Origin of the sequence: Pseudarthrobacter sp. Y6 (genome assembly GCF_050156205.1) — a bacterium.
GTDB lineage: Bacteria > Actinomycetota > Actinomycetes > Actinomycetales > Micrococcaceae > Arthrobacter.
Map to the genome: position 1 here is coordinate 2,876,538 of NZ_CP189574.1, position 18,251 is coordinate 2,894,788.

At 67.4% G+C, this 18,251-nt stretch carries 14 protein-coding genes; 5 read left to right on the top strand and 9 right to left on the bottom strand.

Features of this window, described 5'->3' with window-relative positions; translation table 11 throughout:
- Positions 1-39 precede the first annotated feature (39 nt).
- Together ACQCSW_RS13825 and ACQCSW_RS13830 are read left to right on the top strand one after the other, a co-directional pair.
- Positions 40-1,566: an AlkA N-terminal domain-containing protein gene (locus tag ACQCSW_RS13825; protein WP_426986737.1), complete on the top strand. Its 1,527-nt coding sequence runs from the start codon at positions 40-42 to the stop codon at positions 1,564-1,566.
- Complete coding sequence (locus ACQCSW_RS13830) at positions 1,563-2,057, top strand: methylated-DNA--[protein]-cysteine S-methyltransferase (protein WP_426986739.1); 495 nt, start codon at positions 1,563-1,565, stop codon at positions 2,055-2,057. The genes ACQCSW_RS13825 and ACQCSW_RS13830 overlap by 4 nt, the downstream gene beginning before the upstream one ends.
- A 3-nt stretch (positions 2,058-2,060) precedes the next feature.
- Here the strand turns inward: ACQCSW_RS13830 and ACQCSW_RS13835 are convergent, their stop codons facing one another.
- The 9 genes from ACQCSW_RS13835 to argC all read right to left on the bottom strand — a co-directional run bounded on the left by ACQCSW_RS13835 (position 2,061) and on the right by argC (position 11,777).
- Positions 2,061-2,828, bottom strand: a complete 768-nt coding sequence (locus ACQCSW_RS13835; protein ID WP_426986741.1) for a maleylpyruvate isomerase family mycothiol-dependent enzyme — start codon at positions 2,826-2,828, stop codon at positions 2,061-2,063.
- Positions 2,829-2,935: 107 nt separating this feature from the next.
- Positions 2,936-4,384 (bottom strand): argininosuccinate lyase, encoded by a 1,449-nt coding sequence (argH, locus tag ACQCSW_RS13840; protein ID WP_354250323.1) that lies wholly within the window; start codon positions 4,382-4,384, stop codon positions 2,936-2,938.
- A gap of 4 nt (positions 4,385-4,388) precedes the next feature.
- On the bottom strand, positions 4,389-5,594 hold the full coding sequence (locus ACQCSW_RS13845; protein ID WP_426986744.1) for an argininosuccinate synthase: 1,206 nt from the start codon (positions 5,592-5,594) through the stop codon (positions 4,389-4,391).
- Positions 5,595-5,702: 108 nt separating this feature from the next.
- On the bottom strand, positions 5,703-6,239 hold the full coding sequence (locus ACQCSW_RS13850; RefSeq protein WP_111906510.1) for an arginine repressor: 537 nt from the start codon (positions 6,237-6,239) through the stop codon (positions 5,703-5,705).
- Complete coding sequence (argF, locus tag ACQCSW_RS13855; protein ID WP_426986746.1) at positions 6,239-7,273, bottom strand: ornithine carbamoyltransferase; 1,035 nt, start codon at positions 7,271-7,273, stop codon at positions 6,239-6,241. The genes ACQCSW_RS13850 and argF overlap by 1 nt, the downstream gene beginning before the upstream one ends.
- Positions 7,270-8,565 carry an acetylornithine transaminase gene (locus tag ACQCSW_RS13860; RefSeq protein WP_426986748.1) on the bottom strand — a complete coding sequence of 432 codons (1,296 nt, stop codon included), beginning with the start codon at positions 8,563-8,565 and terminating at the stop codon, positions 7,270-7,272. The genes argF and ACQCSW_RS13860 overlap by 4 nt, the downstream gene beginning before the upstream one ends.
- Entirely contained in the window at positions 8,562-9,539 is a 978-nt protein-coding gene (argB, locus tag ACQCSW_RS13865) for an acetylglutamate kinase (protein ID WP_426986750.1), read from the bottom strand. The genes ACQCSW_RS13860 and argB overlap by 4 nt, the downstream gene beginning before the upstream one ends.
- A gap of 43 nt (positions 9,540-9,582) precedes the next feature.
- A complete protein-coding gene (argJ, locus tag ACQCSW_RS13870; protein ID WP_111906506.1) occupies positions 9,583-10,749 on the bottom strand; it encodes a bifunctional glutamate N-acetyltransferase/amino-acid acetyltransferase ArgJ in 1,167 nt (388 codons plus the stop codon).
- Positions 10,746-11,777: an N-acetyl-gamma-glutamyl-phosphate reductase gene (gene argC / locus ACQCSW_RS13875; protein WP_426986752.1), complete on the bottom strand. Its 1,032-nt coding sequence runs from the start codon at positions 11,775-11,777 to the stop codon at positions 10,746-10,748. The genes argJ and argC overlap by 4 nt, the downstream gene beginning before the upstream one ends.
- Positions 11,778-11,950: 173 nt before the next feature.
- Between argC and ACQCSW_RS13880 the strand changes: the two genes are divergently transcribed.
- The 3 genes from ACQCSW_RS13880 (at position 11,951) to ACQCSW_RS13890 (ending at position 18,230) form a co-directional block, all read left to right on the top strand.
- Positions 11,951-13,042, top strand: coding sequence for a fatty acid desaturase family protein (locus tag ACQCSW_RS13880; protein ID WP_104063390.1), 1,092 nt, complete (start codon positions 11,951-11,953; stop codon positions 13,040-13,042).
- A gap of 162 nt (positions 13,043-13,204) precedes the next feature.
- Positions 13,205-14,167, top strand: a complete 963-nt coding sequence (locus ACQCSW_RS13885; RefSeq protein ID WP_426986755.1) for a quinone oxidoreductase family protein — start codon at positions 13,205-13,207, stop codon at positions 14,165-14,167.
- An 88-nt stretch (positions 14,168-14,255) separates the two neighbouring features.
- Positions 14,256-18,230, top strand: coding sequence for a Pls/PosA family non-ribosomal peptide synthetase (locus ACQCSW_RS13890; RefSeq protein ID WP_426986757.1), 3,975 nt, complete (start codon positions 14,256-14,258; stop codon positions 18,228-18,230).
- Positions 18,231-18,251: the final 21 nt, after the last annotated feature.

Here is an 18,251-nt window from a genome sequence, read left to right on the forward strand (position 1 = left end):
CGCTAGCAGACCCGGTCGCCGGCTGGCAGGATGGAGGGCATGGACTTCTGGCAGCGCTACCGCGCGATTGACGCGCGGGACACCCGGTTCGACGGGCAGTTCTACACCGCTGTCCGGACCACCGGCATCTACTGCCGTCCGTCCTGCCCCGCCCGGACCCCGAAAGCGGTGAACGTCACCTTCTACGAAACCTCTGCCGCAGCGCACGACGCCGGATACCGGGCGTGCAAGCGCTGCCTCCCCGAGGCGGTGCCCGGAACTCCCGCGTGGAACATCCGGCAGGACCTGGCGGGCCGCGCGATGCGCCTGATCAACGACGGCGTAATCAACCGGGACGGGGTGGAGGGCCTCGCCGCCCGCCTGGGATATTCCTCCCGCCAGCTCAACCGTATCCTCAGCCACGAGCTCGGCGCCGGTCCGCTCTCCCTCGCCAGGGCCAGCCGCGCCCAGACCGCCCGCACCCTGTTGGTGTCCACGGCGATGAAGCTGGCGGACATCGCGTTCGCGTCCGGCTTCAGCAGCGTCCGCCAGTTCAACGACACCATGGTGGAGGTGTTCGCCATGACCCCCACTGCCCTGCGCGCAACCGCCAGGCACCACCCCTCCCCTGCCGCCGCGACGTCACTGACGTTGAGCCTGCCGTACCGCGAACCGTTCGATCCCGGCATCTTTTCCTTCCTCGCCGTCAGGGCGATCCCCGGAATCGAGGCGGGGACGCCGACGTCGTACGCCCGTACTTTGCAGCTCCCACATGCTGATGCCCGCTTCAGCGTGACTTACGACGACGGCGCTCCCGGACGGCCGCTGACCCTCACCATCGGCGCCGTGGACCTCCGGGACCTGCCCGCCCTGCTGAGCAGGGTACGCCGGCTCTTCGACCTCGACGCCGATCCGGTAGCCATCGACAGTGCCCTGTCTCAGGAGCCCCGCCTGACCGCCTCGGTTGCCAGTGCGCCGGGCATCAGGATGCCTGGGGCGGTGGAGCCGCAGGAGCTGCTCATCCGGGCGATGATCGGGCAGCAAATCACGGTGGCAGCTGCCCGGACCGCACTGACGCAACTGGCCGCCGCCGGCAGTCCCAGCGCGGTCCCCGACGAGGGACTTGACCGGCTGTTTCCCACCGCGGCCGAAATAGCCGAGGCCGGCTACTCGCTGCTGCGCGGTCCGCAACGCCGGATTGACGCCATCCGTTCTGCCGCGTCGGCCCTCGCTGGAGGCCAACTGGATTTCGGCTACGGGGACGATCTGCCCGGACTCGGCGCCAAGCTGCTCCCCCTTCCCGGCGTGGGCCCGTGGACCGTCGGCTACGTGGCAATGCGTGTCATCGGCGCGCCGGACGTGTTCCTGGCCAACGATGCCGCTGTGCGAAACGGCATCCGGGTGCTTGACCCAGCCCGCACGAGCCAAGACGGCCGCGGCGTTGACTCGCCTGGCCTGACGACTAGCCCCGATTTCCGCGAGGTCAGCCCGTGGCGGTCCTACGCCACCATGCACCTGTGGCGCGCCGGCGCGGCGCCCAAATTCCCCAAACGTGAACAAGCCGTTCCAGAGAAAGCGATCCTATGAAAGCCCAGCTGTTAGTGATGTCCACCCCGGATGGTCCGTTCACCATCCTTGCCCAGGACGGCGTGGTCCTGGCCTCGGGCTGGACCGCCGAGCCGGGTGAGCTGACGGGCCAGATCCACCCCGAGCTGCGGCCCGGAGACATTGAGGCGGTTACGGATCTGGGCAGCATCTCCCGGGCCGTGGAAGCCTTCTATGCCGGCGACCCCGCACCCGCTATGGCCGTCCCCGTGCGCCAGAAGTCAGGACCCTTCCGGTCACACGCCTGGGATGTGCTGAGGACCGTTCGCCCCGGATCGCCGGTGACGTACACCGAGTACGCCGGACTTTCCGGAAACCCGAAAGCTGTCCGGGCCGCAGCCAGCGCCTGTGCCTTCAACGCGGCAGCCTTGTTTGTGCCGTGCCACCGCGTCATCCGCACCGACGGTTCCCTGGGCGGTTTCCGCTGGGGCCTGGCCATCAAGGAGAGCCTGCTGGCCCGCGAAGCCGGATAGGGGCTACCGCGCTGCGGATGTCCCGGATGGCGTAGCTCCGGAAGCCGGTGTCCCGGATGGCCAGGGCAGCAGTTCCGGGAGGTCCACGCCGTCCGCGGCGGCTGAGGCACGCAGGCTGCCGAGCGACGGTTCACGGCCGGCCAGCCAGGCAGCGATGTCGGTGATCATGCCGCTGATGACGGTGGAGCGGCCGCCGCCGAGGGTCACAGGTGGCAGCCCGAGCGGCTGCAGCACCAGTTTGTCCCCCGGCGGCACCCGGGCCGCCAGGAAGTCGAAGAGGTGCTCACAGAATTTCCGGCTCCACGTCTCGGGGCCGAGGCCCGCGCCCAGATCGGCCGTGTGGATCACCAGTTCCCGCCACAGCGCGAGGCCGCCGTCGAAGACCACTCCTCCACGATAGGCAATGGGTCTCTGCCAACTGGAGTTGGATTCCAACGAATCAAAGGCTTTCAGTGCCCGGTCCAGGCCTGCCTGCACGTCAGCCCGGTGAGCATCCGCGTTGTGGCCTGCGGCCATCTCGATGGCCTTCGTGCGTCCGTCCTGGCCTCCGTCGTACAGCTCAACAGTGGCACCGCGGGCGGCATATTCCAGCTGCCGTGCCATCGCGTTGGAGATGCCGGCAAGATGCGCCAGGACATGCCCGCGGGTCCATCCGGGGAGGGCTGAGTGCGCCTTGACGTCCTCATCGGTGAACTTCGCGGCTGTGGAGGCCACGGCGTCGGCGGCCTTATGCAGTTCGGCCAGAACTGCGGAAGTAGTGATCTCGGTCATAGCGCCATAGTATCCGACAGAGTTAACAGCCCTTAACGCAGAACGAGATGGCATTTCACGGCGGTGTTTGGGAAAAGCACTGCCGCGAAATGCCATCTCGCATGTAGCTAGCCCGCGTACCCGCGCACGCCTGCAAGCTCGCCTTCGAGAGCAACCAGCTGGCGTTCGACGGCGGCGGGTGCGGTGCCGCCCTGGGAGTTGCGGCTCTTGAGCGACCCCTCGGTGGACAGGACCGTGCGGACCTCCGGAGTCAGGTGCTCCGAGATGGCAAGGTATTCCTCATCCGTCAGGTCCCACAGCTCCACGTCGCGGCTTTCGGCCTGCTTCACGGCCGCTCCGGAGAGCTCGTGTGCCTCGCGGAACGGAACGCCCTGGCGGACCAGCCATTCGGCGATGTCCGTGGCCAGCGCGAAGCCTTGGGGTGCCAGCGACTCCATCCGTTCCGTGTTGAACTTCAGCGTCGCGATCATCCCCGAGACAGCCGGGAGCAGCAGCTCGAGGGTGTCGGCGGCGTCGAAGACCGGTTCTTTGTCCTCCTGCAGGTCGCGGTTGTACGCGAGCGGCAGGCCCTTGAGCGTGGCCAGCAGCCCGGTCAGGTTGCCGATCAGGCGCCCTGCCTTGCCGCGGGCAAGCTCGGCGACGTCCGGATTCTTTTTCTGCGGCATGATCGAGGAACCGGTGGAGTAGGAATCGTGCAGGGTCACAAAGGAGAACTCCTTGGTGGCCCAGAGGATGACTTCCTCCGAGACGCGGGACAGGTCCACGCCGATCATGGCCGTAACCCACGCAAACTCGGCGAAGACATCGCGCGATGCGGTGCCGTCAATCGAGTTGTGGGTGGCGGAGAAGAAGCCCAGGTCAGCCGCGACGGCCTCCGGGTCCAGGCCCAGCGACGAGCCCGCGAGGGCACCGGAGCCGTAAGGCGAAACCCCTGCGCGCTTGTCCCAGTCCTGGAGCCGCTGCACATCGCGCAGCAGCGCCCAGGCATGGGCCAGCAGGTGGTGGCTGAGCAGGATGGGCTGGGCGTGCTGCAGGTGCGTACGTCCGGGCATGGCCACGCCCTGGTGGGCCTTGGCCTGCCCCACCAGCGACTCGATGGTTGCCAGCACGCCGCGCGCAATGATCCGGGCGTGGTCACGCAGGAACATACGTCCCAGCGTGGCCACCTGGTCGTTGCGGGACCGTCCGGCGCGGAGCTTGCCACCCAGCTGGGTGCCGGCGCGCTCGATCAGGCCGCGCTCCAGTGACCCGTGCACGTCTTCATCGGACTCGGCCGGAAGATACGCGCCGGAGGCGACGTCGTCATCCAGCCGGCTCAGGGCGTCCAGCATGCCTTCGAGCTCAGCGTCGTCCAGCAGCCCGGCCTTGTGCAGCACGCGGGCGTGAGCTTTGGAGCCGGCGATGTCGTAGCGGGCCAACCGCCAGTCAAAGTGCGTGGACTTGCTCAGGGCCGCGAGGGCATCTGCGGGGCCGCCGGCGAACCGGCCACCCCACAGTGCGCCCGTGTTCGTCGAGCCGGTGGTTGAGCCTGTCGGAACCGGGGTCTGCTCAGCCAACGGTTTACTGTCCTGCGACGCGGATATCGCGGCCGGAGGCAACCTTGGCGGACATGCCCCACAGTTCGATGAAGCCGCGCGCCATGGACTGGTCGAACGTGTCGCCGGTGTCGTAGGTGGCGAGGTCGAAGTCGTAGAGGGAAGTCTCGGAACGCCGTCCGTTCACGATCGCCTGTCCACCGTGCAGCACCATGCGGATGTCACCGGAGACGTACTGCTGGGTGTCCTCGATGAAGGCATCCAGGGAGCGCTTGAGCGGTGAGAACCACTGGCCGTCGTAGACCAGTTCGGCCCAGCGCTGGCCAACAGAGGCCTTGAAGCGGGCCTGCTCGCGCTCGATGGTGATGTCCTCGAGGTGCTTGTGCGCGGTGATCAGCGCCATGGCACCCGGGGCTTCGTAGATCTCGCGGGACTTGATGCCCACGAGGCGGTCCTCGACGACGTCGATCCGGCCCACGCCCTGCGCGCCGGCGCGGCGGTTGAGTTCTTTGATGGCCTGCAGCGGGGTGACCCGGACGCCGTCGATCGCTACCGGCACGCCGGCTTCGAAGGAAATGGTGACCTCATCCGGGGCCGGCGGGAACTCCGGCGTCGCGGTGTAGTCGTAGATGTCCTTGGTGGGCGCGTTCCAGATGTCCTCGAGGTAACCGGTTTCGACGGCGCGTCCCCAGACGTTCTGGTCGATCGAGTACGGGTTCTTTTTGGTGGTCTCGATCGGCAGTCCCTTTTCCTCGGCGAAGGCGATGGCCTTGTCGCGGGTGAGGGCGAGGTCGCGGACAGGTGCGATGCACTTCAGGTCCGGGCCGAGGGTCTGGATGCCCACCTCGAAGCGGACCTGGTCGTTGCCCTTGCCGGTGCAGCCGTGGGCCACGGTGGTGGCGCCGAATTCACGGGCGGCCTTGACCAGGTGCTTGACGATGACCGGCCGGGAGATGGCGGAAACCAGCGGGTAGTGGCCCTGGTAGAGGGCGTTGGCCTTCAGCGTGGGCATGCAGTATTCGTTGGCGAACTCGTCGGACGCGTCGGCCACGTATGCCTCGACGGCGCCGCAGCCCAGTGCACGCTGGCGGATGGTCTCGAGGGACTCGCCGCCCTGTCCGACGTCGACCGCCACGGCGATGACCTCGGCACCGGTGGCTTCACCGATCCAGCCGATGGCTACGGAAGTATCGAGGCCACCGGAGTAGGCCAGAACAATGCGCTCAGTCACGAAAATGCTCCTAATTGGGGTTGTAGATATTGTCGGGGAAATTCTTCGGGGAAAAACGTTCTGGGGAAAGCCTGTCACACCGGGAGGGTGTTCTGGCGGCGTGCGCCGTTACTGGCTGCCGCCGGCTTCCTCGGCGAGCTGCAGGAACCGGACCGCGAGGTCCTGCCCGCCCTGGGGATCGCGGGAGACCAGCAGCACGGTGTCGTCACCGGCAATGGTCCCCAGGATGGAGGGCATCACCGAGTGGTCGATGGCCAGTGCCAGGAAGTTGGCCGCACCGGGCGGGGTCCGGAGCACCGCGATGTTGGCCGAGGCTTCCGCCGTGACCAGAAGTTCGCTGCACAGCCGGGCAAGCCTGGCATCGAGGATCTCCTGGCTAACCCCGCTCTTGGCCGCACGTTCGCCGCCCTCGCCGGGGACGGCGTAAACCAGCACGCCTTCCTTGCCGCGGACGCGGACGGCGCCGAGTTCCACGAGGTCCCGGGAGAGCGTGGCCTGGGTGACCTGGACGCCGTCGTCCGCCAGCAAAGCGGCCAGCTCCGCCTGGGAGCGCACCGATTCACCCGTCAGGATGGCGGTGATGCGCGCCTGGCGGGCTGTTTTGGTGGCCGGACTGGAGCCCGGCGATGCCGGCGGGACGGACACTAGTTGCCAACCTCCCGTGGCGCCAGCCCGTCCACCAGGGCCAGGCCTTCGACGACGGCGAGTCCCGACTGGTGCATCAGCCAGGCCATCAGGGCCTTCTGCGCGTGCAGCCGGTTCTCGGCCTCGTCCCACACGATCGACTGGGGGCCGTCGATGACCCCCGCCGAAATCTCGTAGCCGCGGTACGCGGGCAGGCAGTGAAGCACGACGGCGTCGTCCGCCGCGTGTGCCATGGCCGCCTCATCCACGGAGTACTCCCGGAACAGCCGCAGCCGGGCTTCCTTTTCGGCTTCCTGGCCCATGGAGACCCACGTGTCCGTGGCCACAACGTCCGCGCCCTTGAGTGCAGCGGCGGCGTCAGTAGTGACCAGCACGGACCCGCCGGTCTGCGCGGCGCGTTCCTCCGCGGCGGCCACGATCTTCGCGGCCGGGAGGTAACCTTCCGGACCCGCGACGCGGACGTGCATCCCCGCGGTGACGCCCGCCAGGAGATAGGAGTTGGCCATGTTGTTGGCGGCGTCGCCCAGGTAGCTCATGGTGAGGCCCTTGAGCTCGCCCTTGTGTTCCTTGACCGCGAGCAGGTCCGCCAGGAGCTGGCACGGGTGGTAGTCATCGCACAAGGCGTTAATAACGGGCACCCTGGAGTTTTCCGCCATCGCCACGAGGCCCGAGTGCGCGCCGGTGCGCCACACAATGGTGGAGACCATGCGCTCCAGGACCTTGGCGGTGTCCTCGACAGATTCCTTGTGGCCGATCTGGGCCTCGCCCGGGTTGATGATCAGGGCGTTGCCGCCCATGTCCGCGATGCCCGTGGCGAACGAAACGCGCGTACGGGTGGAGGTCTTGTCGAAGATGACGGCAACTGTCTTGCGGCCGCGCTGCTCCGCGGCGAAGGGCTGCACGCTGTACGGCGCTGCCTTCATCCGGACGGCCAGGTCCAGGACCTCGGCCTGCTCAGCGGGGCTGAGGTCCGTGTCCTTGAGGAAGTGGCGGGTGCTGGGTGCCGTTCCGGCGGAAGAAACTACAGGGGTCACTGCGCGTCCTTAGCTGTCTGGAGGATTGCCGGGAGGGCCGCGAGGAAGGTGCCTGCCTGGTCCTTGGTGAGGACCAGCGGCGGGGCCAGCCGGATGGTGTGCGGGCCGGGGCTGTTGACGATGAATCCGGCGTCCAGGCCGGCCGTCACCACGGCAGGCGCGACAGCGGCGTCCAGGTCGAAGCCGATGAGCAGGCCTTCGCCTCGGACTTCGGTGACGCCGTCGACGGCGGCGAGTCCGGCGCGGAGGTAGTCCCCCACGGCAGCAACATTTTCCAGTACCCGCTGGCTTTCGATGGCGTGCAGCGTGGCCAGCGCGGCCGCCGTCGCCACCGGGTTGCCGCCGAAGGTGGTGCCGTGCTGGCCCGCGGTCAGGAGCGACGACGTCTGCTCACCGAACGTCAGGAGCGCTCCGATGGGGAAGCCGCCGCCGAGGCCCTTTGCCAGGGTGACGGCGTCCGGAACAATCCCGGCGTCCTCCGTCGCGAGCCATTTGCCGGTCCGGCCGATTCCGGTCTGGACCTCGTCCAGGATCAGCAGAGCTCCCGCTTTGGTGGTCGCCTCGCGGGCTGCCTTCAGGTAGCCCGGGGGCAGTGGCCGCACTCCGGCTTCGCCCTGGATGGGCTCCAGGAAGACGGCGGCCACGGTTTCGTCGATGGCTGCTTCCAGGGCTGCGACGTCGCCGAACGGGATGTGGACCACGCCGCCGGGCAGCGGCTCGAACGGTGCGCGGTAGGCTTCCTTGGCGGTCAGGGCCAGGGCACCCATGGTGCGGCCGTGGAAGGCACCTTCCAGGGCGATGATCTTGGTGCGCTTGCCAGTGGTGCCGTCGGGGCTGGCCCCGTTGCGCCGTGCCAGCTTAAAGGCGGCTTCGTTGGCCTCGGTGCCGGAATTTGTGAAGAACACCTTGGAGCCCGCCGGGGCGTGCGTCAGTGCCAGCAGCTTTTCGGCCAGTGCGATCTGGGTGGGGCTGGTGAAGAAGTTGGAGACATGGCCAAGGGTGGCCAGCTGGCTCGAAATCACGGACGTGACAAACGGGTGGGCGTGGCCCAGGGCGTTGACGGCGATGCCGCCGAGCAGGTCCAGGTACTCCTTGCCGTCAGCGTCCCATACCAGGCAGCCGGCGCCGCGGACCAGGACCCGCTGCGGAGTGCCGAACACCCCCATCAGGGACGTGGAATAGCGGGCGAGCCAGTCGGCCCCGCTGGTGTGGCCTGTGGTGTCGAGCAGGTCCCCTGCCGGGGTCTTCTCCAGGGTGGCGGCAGCGTGGCTGCCTGTCTTCGTCTGGCTCATGGGTTAACTCCCTTTGCGTCGCTGCCGGTGTCCCCGTCGGGGACCACCTGTGTGCCGATGCCGGCGGTGGTGAATGTTTCCAGGAGCATGGAGTGCGGCAGACGGCCGTCCACGATGTGCGCGCGTTCCACTCCGCCGTCAATCGCCTTGAGACAAGCTTCCATCTTGGGGATCATGCCGGACTCAAGGGAGGGCAGCAGCTGCCGCAGCTCCGAGGCCGTGAGGGAGGAGATGAGCGAGGACCGGTCCGGCCAGTTGGCGTACAGTCCTTCGACGTCGGTGAGAATCACCAGTTTGGACGCCCCCAACGCTTCGGCCAGGGCCGCCGCAGCAGTATCCGCGTTGACGTTCAGGACCTGGCCTGTGGTCTGGACCTCTCCGGCTGCCGTCTCGACGCCGTCGGACTCGATTTCCGGGGCCACGGTGGAGATGACCGGGATGCGGCCGGCTGCCAGGATGTCCAGGATGCCCTCGGGGTTTACGCCGACGACTTCGCCCACCAGGCCCAGGTCCACTTCCTCGCCGTCAATGACGGTGCCGGTCCGGACGGCACGGAGCAGGCCACCGTCTTCGCCGGACATTCCCACGGCGTAGGGGCCGTGGGAGTTGATCAGGCCCACCAGTTCGCGGCCCACCTGGCCGGTAAGGACCATCCGGACAACGTCCATGGCTTCGGGGGTGGTGACGCGGAGGCCGCCCTTGAACTCGGACTCAATACCCAGCCGCGCCAGCATCGAGTTGATCTGCGGGCCGCCGCCGTGGACCACCACGGGGTGGATGCCAACATGGTGCAGGAACACCACGTCTTCCGCGAAGGCACGGCGCAGTTCGTCATTAACCATGGCGTTGCCGCCGTATTTGATCACCATGGTGGTGCCGGCGAACCGCTGGATCCAGGGCAGCGCCTCGATCAGCGTGCCGGCCTTGCTTTGGGCATCACTCATGGACGTCGCTTCGCGGGTCTGGGTGTTCATGCGTGCAGTATCTCCAGGGTTGCCGGTGGATCTAGCTTGCGGATCAGCTTGAGTAGGCGCTGTTCTCGTGGACGTAGTCGTGGGTGAGGTCGTTGGTCCAGATGGTGGCTTCGGCGTCCCCGGACTGAAGGTCAATTTCCACCAGGACTTCGCGGGGTTCGAGGTCAACCAGGTTGCGGTCGTCGCCGATGCTGCCGTTGCGGCAGATCTGGATGCCGTTGATGGCGACGTTCAGCTGGTCCGGTTCGAACACGGCGTCCGTGGTGCCCACGGCGGACAGCACTCGGCCCCAGTTGGGGTCCTTGCCGAAGATGGCTGCCTTGAACAGGTTGGACCGGGCCACGGAGCGGCTGACAGTTTCGGCGTCCCGCTCCGTGGCCGCGTTGAACGTGCGGATGGCGATATCGTGGCTGGCGCCTTCGGCGTCCCCGATCAGCTTGCGCGCCAGTTCAGCGCACACCTGGGTCAGCCCTGCACCAAAGGCTTCCGCGGACGGGACCGCGCCGGACGCGCCGGAAGCCAGCAGCACCACGGTGTCGTTGGTGGACATGCAGCCGTCCGAATCAGCCCGGTCGAAGGTGACGCGCGTGGCATCGCGGAGGACGACGTCGAGCATTTCCGCTTCGACGTCGGCGTCAGTGGTGAGGACCACCAGCATGGTGGCCAGGCCGGGTGCCAGCATGCCGGCGCCCTTGGCGATGCCGCCGATGGTGAACTCCTGGCCGTCGGCGTCCGTGCCGATGAACAGTGCGGACTTGGGCACCGAGTCGGTGGTCATGATGGCGTTGGCCGCATCCGGCCCGCCGTCCGTGCTGAGCGCTGCCGAGGCAGCTTCGACGCCCGGGAGGATCTTGTCCATGGGCAGCTGCTCGCCGATCAGGCCGGTGGAACAGACAAACACGTCCGTCGCCGAGATACCCAGGACAGCAGCCACTTTCTCGGCCGTACTGTGGGTGTTCTGGAACCCCTGGGGACCGGTACAGGCGTTGGCACCGCCGGAGTTGAGGACCACTGCGTCCACGCGGCCGTCCGAGACCACCTGGCGGGACCAGTGGACGGGAGCCGCGGCCACCCGGTTGCTGGTAAAGACGGCTGCAGCCGCCTTGGACGGGCCATCGTTGACGACCAGGGCGAAGTCCGGCTTACCGGACGTCTTCAGGCCGGCGGTGACGCCTGCGGCGCGGAATCCCAAGGGGGCGGTAACGGTCACGGTGCAACTCCCTGCAGGTTGAGGCCGGCGGTTTCCGGCAGGCCAAGCGCAATATTCATGGACTGCACGGCGCCGCCGGCAGTCCCCTTGGTGAGGTTATCAATGACGCACGTCACAATCACGCGGCCAGTGTGTTCATCCAGTGCCAACTGCATGGCCGCGTGGTTGGAGCCCTGGACCGACTTGGTGGCGGGCCACTGCCCTTCAGGCAGGAGGTGGACAAACGGTTCGTCGTCGTAGGCATCCGCCCACGCCTGGCGGAGGTCCGCCGCGGTGGTGCCGGGCTTGACCTTCGCGGTGGCGGTGGTGAGGATGCCGCGGCTCATCGGCGCGAGCGTCGGGGTGAAGGACACCGTGACACTCTCCCCCGCCGCACGGGATAGCCCCTGCTCAATCTCGGGGGTGTGGCGGTGACCGCCGCCCACGCCGTACGGACTCATGGAGCCCATCACCTCAGAGCCGATCAGGTTCACCTTCGCGGCCTTGCCCGCACCCGAGGTGCCGGAAGCGGAAACGATCACGACGTCGTCCGGCTGGAGCAGCTTGGCGGCAAACCCGGGCGTCAGCGCCAGGAGGGCCGACGTCGGGTAGCAGCCCGGGACGGCGATCCGCGTGGCGCCCTTGAGGGCCTCGCGCTGGCCGGGGAGCTCCGGCAGACCGTAGGGCCAGGTGCCGGCGTGGGCCGAGCCGTAGAACTTTTCCCACGCGGCCGGATCTTCGAGGCGGTGGTCTGCGCCGGCGTCGATCACTACGGTGCCTTCGGGAAGCTGCGCCGCAATCTCGGCGGAAGCGCCATGCGGGAGCGCCAGGAACACCACATCGTGCCCTGATAGATTCTCCACCGTGGTGTCTTCCAGGATGCGGCTGGCCAGTCCGTGCAGATGGGGCTGCAGTTCGCCGAGGCGGGAGCCTGCATTGCTATGCGCGGTGATGGCACCGATGGTCACGTCCGGATGCCCCGCCAGGAGGCGCAGGACTTCTCCCCCGGCGTAGCCGCTGGCTCCGGAGACGGCAACAGAAATAGTCATGCCGTGAATCTTACAGCAAAAGTATTCAGTGTGCCCGATATTTATGCATCAGGCGTTTCATCGATTCCCAGGGCCGTTAGGCAAGCAGGCGTAGGCTGGGGTGAGGGTGATCGTGACCGTGCAGTCCGAATGTCGGCTGCAGCGTTGCCCGAAACAGTTACGAGGCCCGCTCCATGACCACCACCCTCCCCACTTCAGAGCGCCCTAAATCGCGTGTCCGGCAGCCCAACGCCGTTGTCCTGAGCTATTCGGAGCTGTTGAAGAGCGTCAAGGCTGAAGGCCTGCTGGAACGCCGCGTCGGTTTCTACATCACGCTCTTTGCCAGCCTGGTCCTCCTGATGGCCGCCACCTGGTTCGGCTTCGCCCTGATCGGCGACAGCTGGTTCCAGCTCCTCATCGCCGCGGCAGTCGGGGTTCTCTGCACGCAGCTGAGTTTCCTGGCCCACGAGGCCGGGCACCGCCAGATCTTCGCATCGCGCCGGGCCAACGACTGGACCGCCCGGATCCTGGCCACCTCGGTGGCAGGCATGAGCTACTCCTGGTGGGAGCAGAAGCACGGCGCCCACCACAACCACCCCAACGTCATTTCCAAGGATCCGGACATTGCCACCGGGGCCATCGCCTTCCACACCGAAGGTGCCGCTACGCGGCAAGGCCGGTTTTCATTCCTGACCCGCAAGCAGGGCTGGTTCTTCTTCCCGTTGCTGTTCCTAGTTGGCCTCGGGCTGCAGATCGATTCGGTGAAGTTCGTCTTCCGCCGGGCCAAGGTGACGCACCGCTGGGTAGAGCTTCCCATTTTGCTGGTACGCCTAAGCCTCCTGCCCGTGCTGGCGTTTACGTTCCTGCCGCTGGGAATGGCGTTCGCCTTCATCGGCGTGCAGCTCGCCGTCTTCGGTTTCTACATGGGTGCTTCCTTCGCACCGAACCACAAGGGCATGCCGGTCCTGCCCGCGGACAGCCGCGTGGACTTCTTCAGCCGCCAGGTGCTGACGTCACGGAACATCTCCGGCGGCCGGTTCATGGACATCCTGCTCGGCGGCCTGAACCGACAGGCTGAGCACCACCTCTTCCCGGACATGGCGCGCCCCCAGCTGGACAAGGCTGCCAAGATCGTTCGCGAGTACTGCAAGAAGCACCAGGTTCCCTACACGGAAACCACGCTGCTGCAGTCCTACGGCATCATCGTTCGCTACCTCAACGACGTGGGCCTTGCTGCAGGACGCCACTTCGAGTGCCCTATGGCTACGGTTACCCGGCGGTTCTAGCACGCACACCGGGTCACGCGGGCTCGCCAACATGATTCTTTCCCCCACATGACCTGAAGCGACGGCCGGCTACCGGCCGTCGCTTCCTCGTCGGTAGCGGTATCCCTAGGATGGTCAGAGACACCGGCCGCGGGAAATTCCCGCCCGGAGAGGAGACCCTTTATGCATGCCATCGTTGCCCGCCGGTCCGGAGGTCCGGAAGTCCTCGAGCTTGCCGAGGTGGACCGTCCGACGCCGGGCCCTGGCAAGTTGCTCATCAAAGTGGCGGCCACGGGCGTCAATTTCATTGACACCTACCAGCGCGGCGGCATGTACAAGGTTGCCTATCCCTTCACACCGGGCGCGGAAGCAGCGGGCGTTGTCGGGGAAATTGGCGAGGGCGTTGAGGGTTTTACCGTAGGCAGCCGGGTGGCCACGGCCGAGGGCACTAAGTGCTACGCCGCCTACACCTTGCTGGACGCTGCGAAAGCGCTCCCCGTACCGGATGGCGTGGACCTTCTGACGGCGGCGGCGTTGCCCCTCCAGGGCATGACCGCCCATTATCTGATCAATTCATCTTTCAAGGTGGAGCCCGGCCACACAGTGCTGGTCCATGCGGGCGCAGGCGGCGTAGGACTGCTGATCACCCAGCTCCTGAAGGCCCGCGGAGCCCGGGTTATCACCACGGTATCCACCGACGAGAAGGAAGCACTGGCCAAGGGAGCCGGCGCCGACGTTGTGCTCCGCTATGAAGGATTCGCAGAAGCAGTCCGCGACCTTACCGACGGTGCCGGCGTCCAGGTGGTCTACGACGGCGTCGGGAAAGATACGTTCGATGGCTCGCTTGCCAGCCTTCGCACCCGCGGCTTCCTCGTCCTGTTCGGGGCTGCCTCCGGGGCGGTGCCGCCGGTGGATCCGCAGCGGCTCAACGCGGGCGGCTCGCTGTCGCTGACGCGGCCGACATTGGCGCATTTCCTCGCCAACCCGCAGGAACGGCGGTGGCGCTCCAGCGAGGTCTTTGGGGCCGTAGCCGACGGAAGCGTGAAGGTACGGATCGGTGCCACCTATCCCCTGGCCGAGGCGCGGCAGGCCCACGAGGACCTCGAGGGCCGGCGCACCACGGGCAAGGTCCTCCTGGTTCCCTGAAATATTCATGGGATCCGGATAAACGGAATATGAACCTTCAACCAATCTCGGACACCTTCCGTTCACCTTGCCCGGGCACAATCCGACCGTGAGTGAGCATCCGTCGAACGTCGTCGCATCCCTGCCGGATGTCTTGTACCGCCCCCAGCTGGCCGGTTCGCCCCTGGCTCCGTCCGAGCGGACCCTGACGGCCATCCTGGAGGAATCGGCCACCCGTTTCCCGGAGGCGTCGGCGCTCGACGACGGCCGGCGTTCCCTGAGCTACGCCGAACTGATGGCCGCAGTCCGGGCCAAAGGACGGGAGCTCCATGCCGCCGGGCTGGGCGCCGGGGACAGGGTCGGTGTACGGATTCCGTCCGGGACCAACGAGCTCTACATCTCGATTCTCGCCATCCTGCACGTCGGCGCCGCCTACGTGCCAGTGGACGCCGACGACCCTGAGGAGCGTGCACGGCTGGTCTTCGGCGAGGCAGGAGTGACCGCAGTCCTCACCCATGGGGACGCGGTCATTGTGCCGGCCTCCCGGCCCACCGTAGACCGCCGTGGCGCTGAACACCGTTCTGTCGAGCGCCGTTCTGCCAGGCCCGGCGATGACGCCTGGGTGATCTTCACGTCCGGATCCACCGGCACGCCCAAGGGCGTCGCCGTCCAGCACCGCTCCGCCGCTGCCTTTGTTGACGCCGAAGCCCGGATCTTCCTGCAGGAGGAACCCCTCGGCCCGCAGGACAGGGTGCTGGCAGGGCTTTCCGTCGCCTTTGATGCCTCGTGCGAGGAAATGTGGCTTGCCTGGCGTCATGGCGCCTGCCTGGTGCCCGCGCCGCGTACCCTGGTCAGGACGGGAACGGACCTCGGCCCGTGGCTCATCAGCCACGGCATCACCGCAGTGTCCACTGTCCCTACCCTTGCTGCCCTCTGGCCGGCCGAGTCCCTGGAGAGTGTCCGGCTCCTGATTTTCGGCGGCGAAGCCTGCCCGCCCGAGCTCGCAGAGCGGCTGGCCGTCCCGGGCCGTGAAGTCTGGAACACCTACGGCCCCACGGAGGCCACGGTAGTGGCCTGCGCGGCCCCTCTGGGTGGTCCCGGTCCGGTCCGGATCGGACTACCGCTGGACGGCTGGGACCTGGCCGTGGTGGACGCTGAAGGACTGCCCGTCGGCGAAGGGGACATCGGCGAACTGATCATCGGCGGCGTCGGACTGGCCCGTTACCTTGACCCGGACAAGGACCGGGAGAAGTACGCGCCCATGCCGTCCTTCGGCTGGCAGCGCGCGTACCGTTCCGGCGACCTGGTCCGCTACGAAGCCGTCGGACTGATCTTTATGGGCCGCGCCGACGAACAGGTCAAGCTCGGTGGACGCCGGATCGAACTGGGCGAAATTGACTCCGCCCTGCAGGCCCTCCCCCACGTTGCCGGAGCTGCGGCGGCCGTACGGACAACCGCGGCGGGCAACCAGATCCTGGTGGGATATTTGGCCGCCGCTGATGCGGACCTGGATCTGGTGGCAGCCCGCGAACTCCTGGCGACGAGTCTCCCCGCGCCCCTCATTCCACTGCTGACGGTCATCGACTCCCTGCCTACAAAAACCAGCGGCAAGGTGGACCGTCATGCCCTGCCCTGGCCGCTGACCGGGACCGGCGCGGCGGAGGCTGACGCTGCCCCGTTGAACCTGCCGGAAGATGCCGCCTGGGTGGCCGAACGGTGGACTGCCGTCCTGGGTAGCCCCGTAACAAGCCTCGACGCCGACTTCTTCGCCTACGGCGGCGGCTCCCTATCCGCTGCCCAACTGGTCTCCGCCCTCAGGGGCCGGTACCCGACCATCACGGTCGCCGACATCTATGCCACGCCCAGGATCGGGGCCCTGATTGATGCGGCCCGCCAGACGCTTCCCGGCGGAGTGGCCGCCGGACCGGCGCCGTCCAGGACTGTGCGCCCCACCGCGTTCAAGTCCCAGGTCTTTCAGACGCTGATGGGCATTCCCTTGCACATCCTGGTGGGGATGCGCTGGCTGACCTACCTCATGGCGACTAACAACGTGCTGGCCGCCTTGGCCGGCTTCAGCGCGGCCCCCACCGTTTCCTGGTGGTGGGTGGCCGCGTCCTGGCTCGTCTTCGTCTCTCCGGCCGGCCGGATGCTGATTTCCGTGGCCGCGGCCCGGATCCTGCTCCGGAAGGTGGGGCCGGGAACGTACCCGCGCTCCGGGCGCGTGCACCTGCGCCTCTGGCTGGCCGAACAGATCCAGGACCTCGCCGGCGCCATCAGCCTCGCCAGCGCACCCTGGGTGCCGTACTACGCCCGGGCGTTGGGCGCCAAGATCGGCAACAACGTCCAACTGCACTCGCTGCCGCCGGTCACCGGGCTGCTTTCCCTCGGCAGTGGCTCCAACGTCGAGCCTGAGGTGGATCTTTCCGGTTGGTGGATCGACGGGGACATCGTCCACATCGGGGCCGTCCACATCGGGGCAGGAGCCAGCGTCGGGGCGCGCAGCACGCTGATGCCCGGCGCTTCCATCGGCACCGGAGCCCAGGTGGAGCCGGGCTCGGCCGTCCTCGGCAAGGTGAAGGCCGGCCACCACGTTGCCGGGTCCCCGGCCGAGCGTCGGGGCAAGGCGAAGCACTCGCTGCCGGATACTCCCGCAGAACATCGGCTGATTGGCCGGCTCTGGTTCGCCGGATTCGCCGTGGCTTCGGCCGTGCTGGCCCTGATCCCTTACGTCTCCGCCGCCGCCGCGGCACTGGTGGTCTTTGGCTTTATCCGGGGCAGTGAATCGCTCTCCGCCGCTGTCCCGCAGCTCATGCTCGCCCTCGCACCCGCGGCCCTCGTGTGGTTCGTCGTCAACCTGCTGCTCATTTTGGGTACTACCCGGTTGCTCGGCATAGGCCTGGCGGAGGGCTACTACCGCGTCCGCAGCCGGATCGGCTGGCAGGTCTGGGCCACGGAACGTGTACTGGATCTGGCCCGCGACCTGCTCTTCCCGATCTACGCCAGCCTTTTCACTCCGGTCTGGCTGCGCCTCCTCGGCGCCAAGATCGGTAAGAACGTCGAAGCCTCCACGGTCCTGCTCATCCCCAAGATGACCACCGTGGGCGAGGGCGCCTTCCTGGCCGACGACACCATGGTGGCCTCCTACGAGCTCGACGGCGGGTGGCTGCGGATTGCGCCCGCGAAGATCGGCAAGCGCTCCTTCCTGGGCAACTCCGGCATGACCGCTGCCGGCCGGAACGTCCCCAAGAACTCACTCGTCGCCGTCCTGTCGGCCACCCCGGCCAAGGCCAAGTCCGGGACGTCGTGGCTGGGCAGCCCGCCTGTGCGGCTCCGGCGCACCGCCATCGCTTCGGATGACACGCGCACCTTCCAGCCGCCGCTGCGGCTCAAGATTGCCCGCGGCCTCTGGGAACTGGGCCGCTTCGTTCCCGTCATGACCACGGTCTCCATCGCGGCCGCCGTGATGCTTGCCTTCGACTGGCTGGCCGCCGCGTACAACTACGGAATTGCCGCGGCCCTGGGCGGCGTCGTTATGCTACTGGCGGGCGCGGTGGCCGCGGGCAGCGCCGTCGTCGCCAAATGGGTCCTCGTGGGACGGATCCGTGCCGGCGAGCACCCGCTCTGGAGCTCCTTCATCTGGCGCAACGAGGTGGTGGACACGTTTATCGAAATGGTCAGCGCCCCCTGGTTCGCCCGCGCAGCAACCGGCACGCCGGCCCTGGTCTGGTGGCTCCGGGCGCTCGGCGCACGGATCGGCCGCGGAACGTGGTGCGAAAGCTATTGGCTCCCCGAAGCTGACCTCGTATCCCTCGGGCGGAACTCCACCGTCAACAGAGGCTGCGTGGTCCAGACGCACCTGTTCCACGACCGCGTCATGAGCCTGGACACTGTTACCCTCGAAGACGGAGCAACCATGGGGCCTCACGGTGTCATCCTGCCGCAGGCGAGCATCGGCAGCGGTGGAACGGTAGGACCGGCGTCGCTCGTGATGAGGGGCGAATCGGTTCCAGCCGCGACCTATTGGATGGGCAATCCGGTGAGCCCCTGGAGTGGTCCCGCAGCGTCCGCTCCCAAACCACGGTAGCCCCCGCACCAGCTGTCCTGC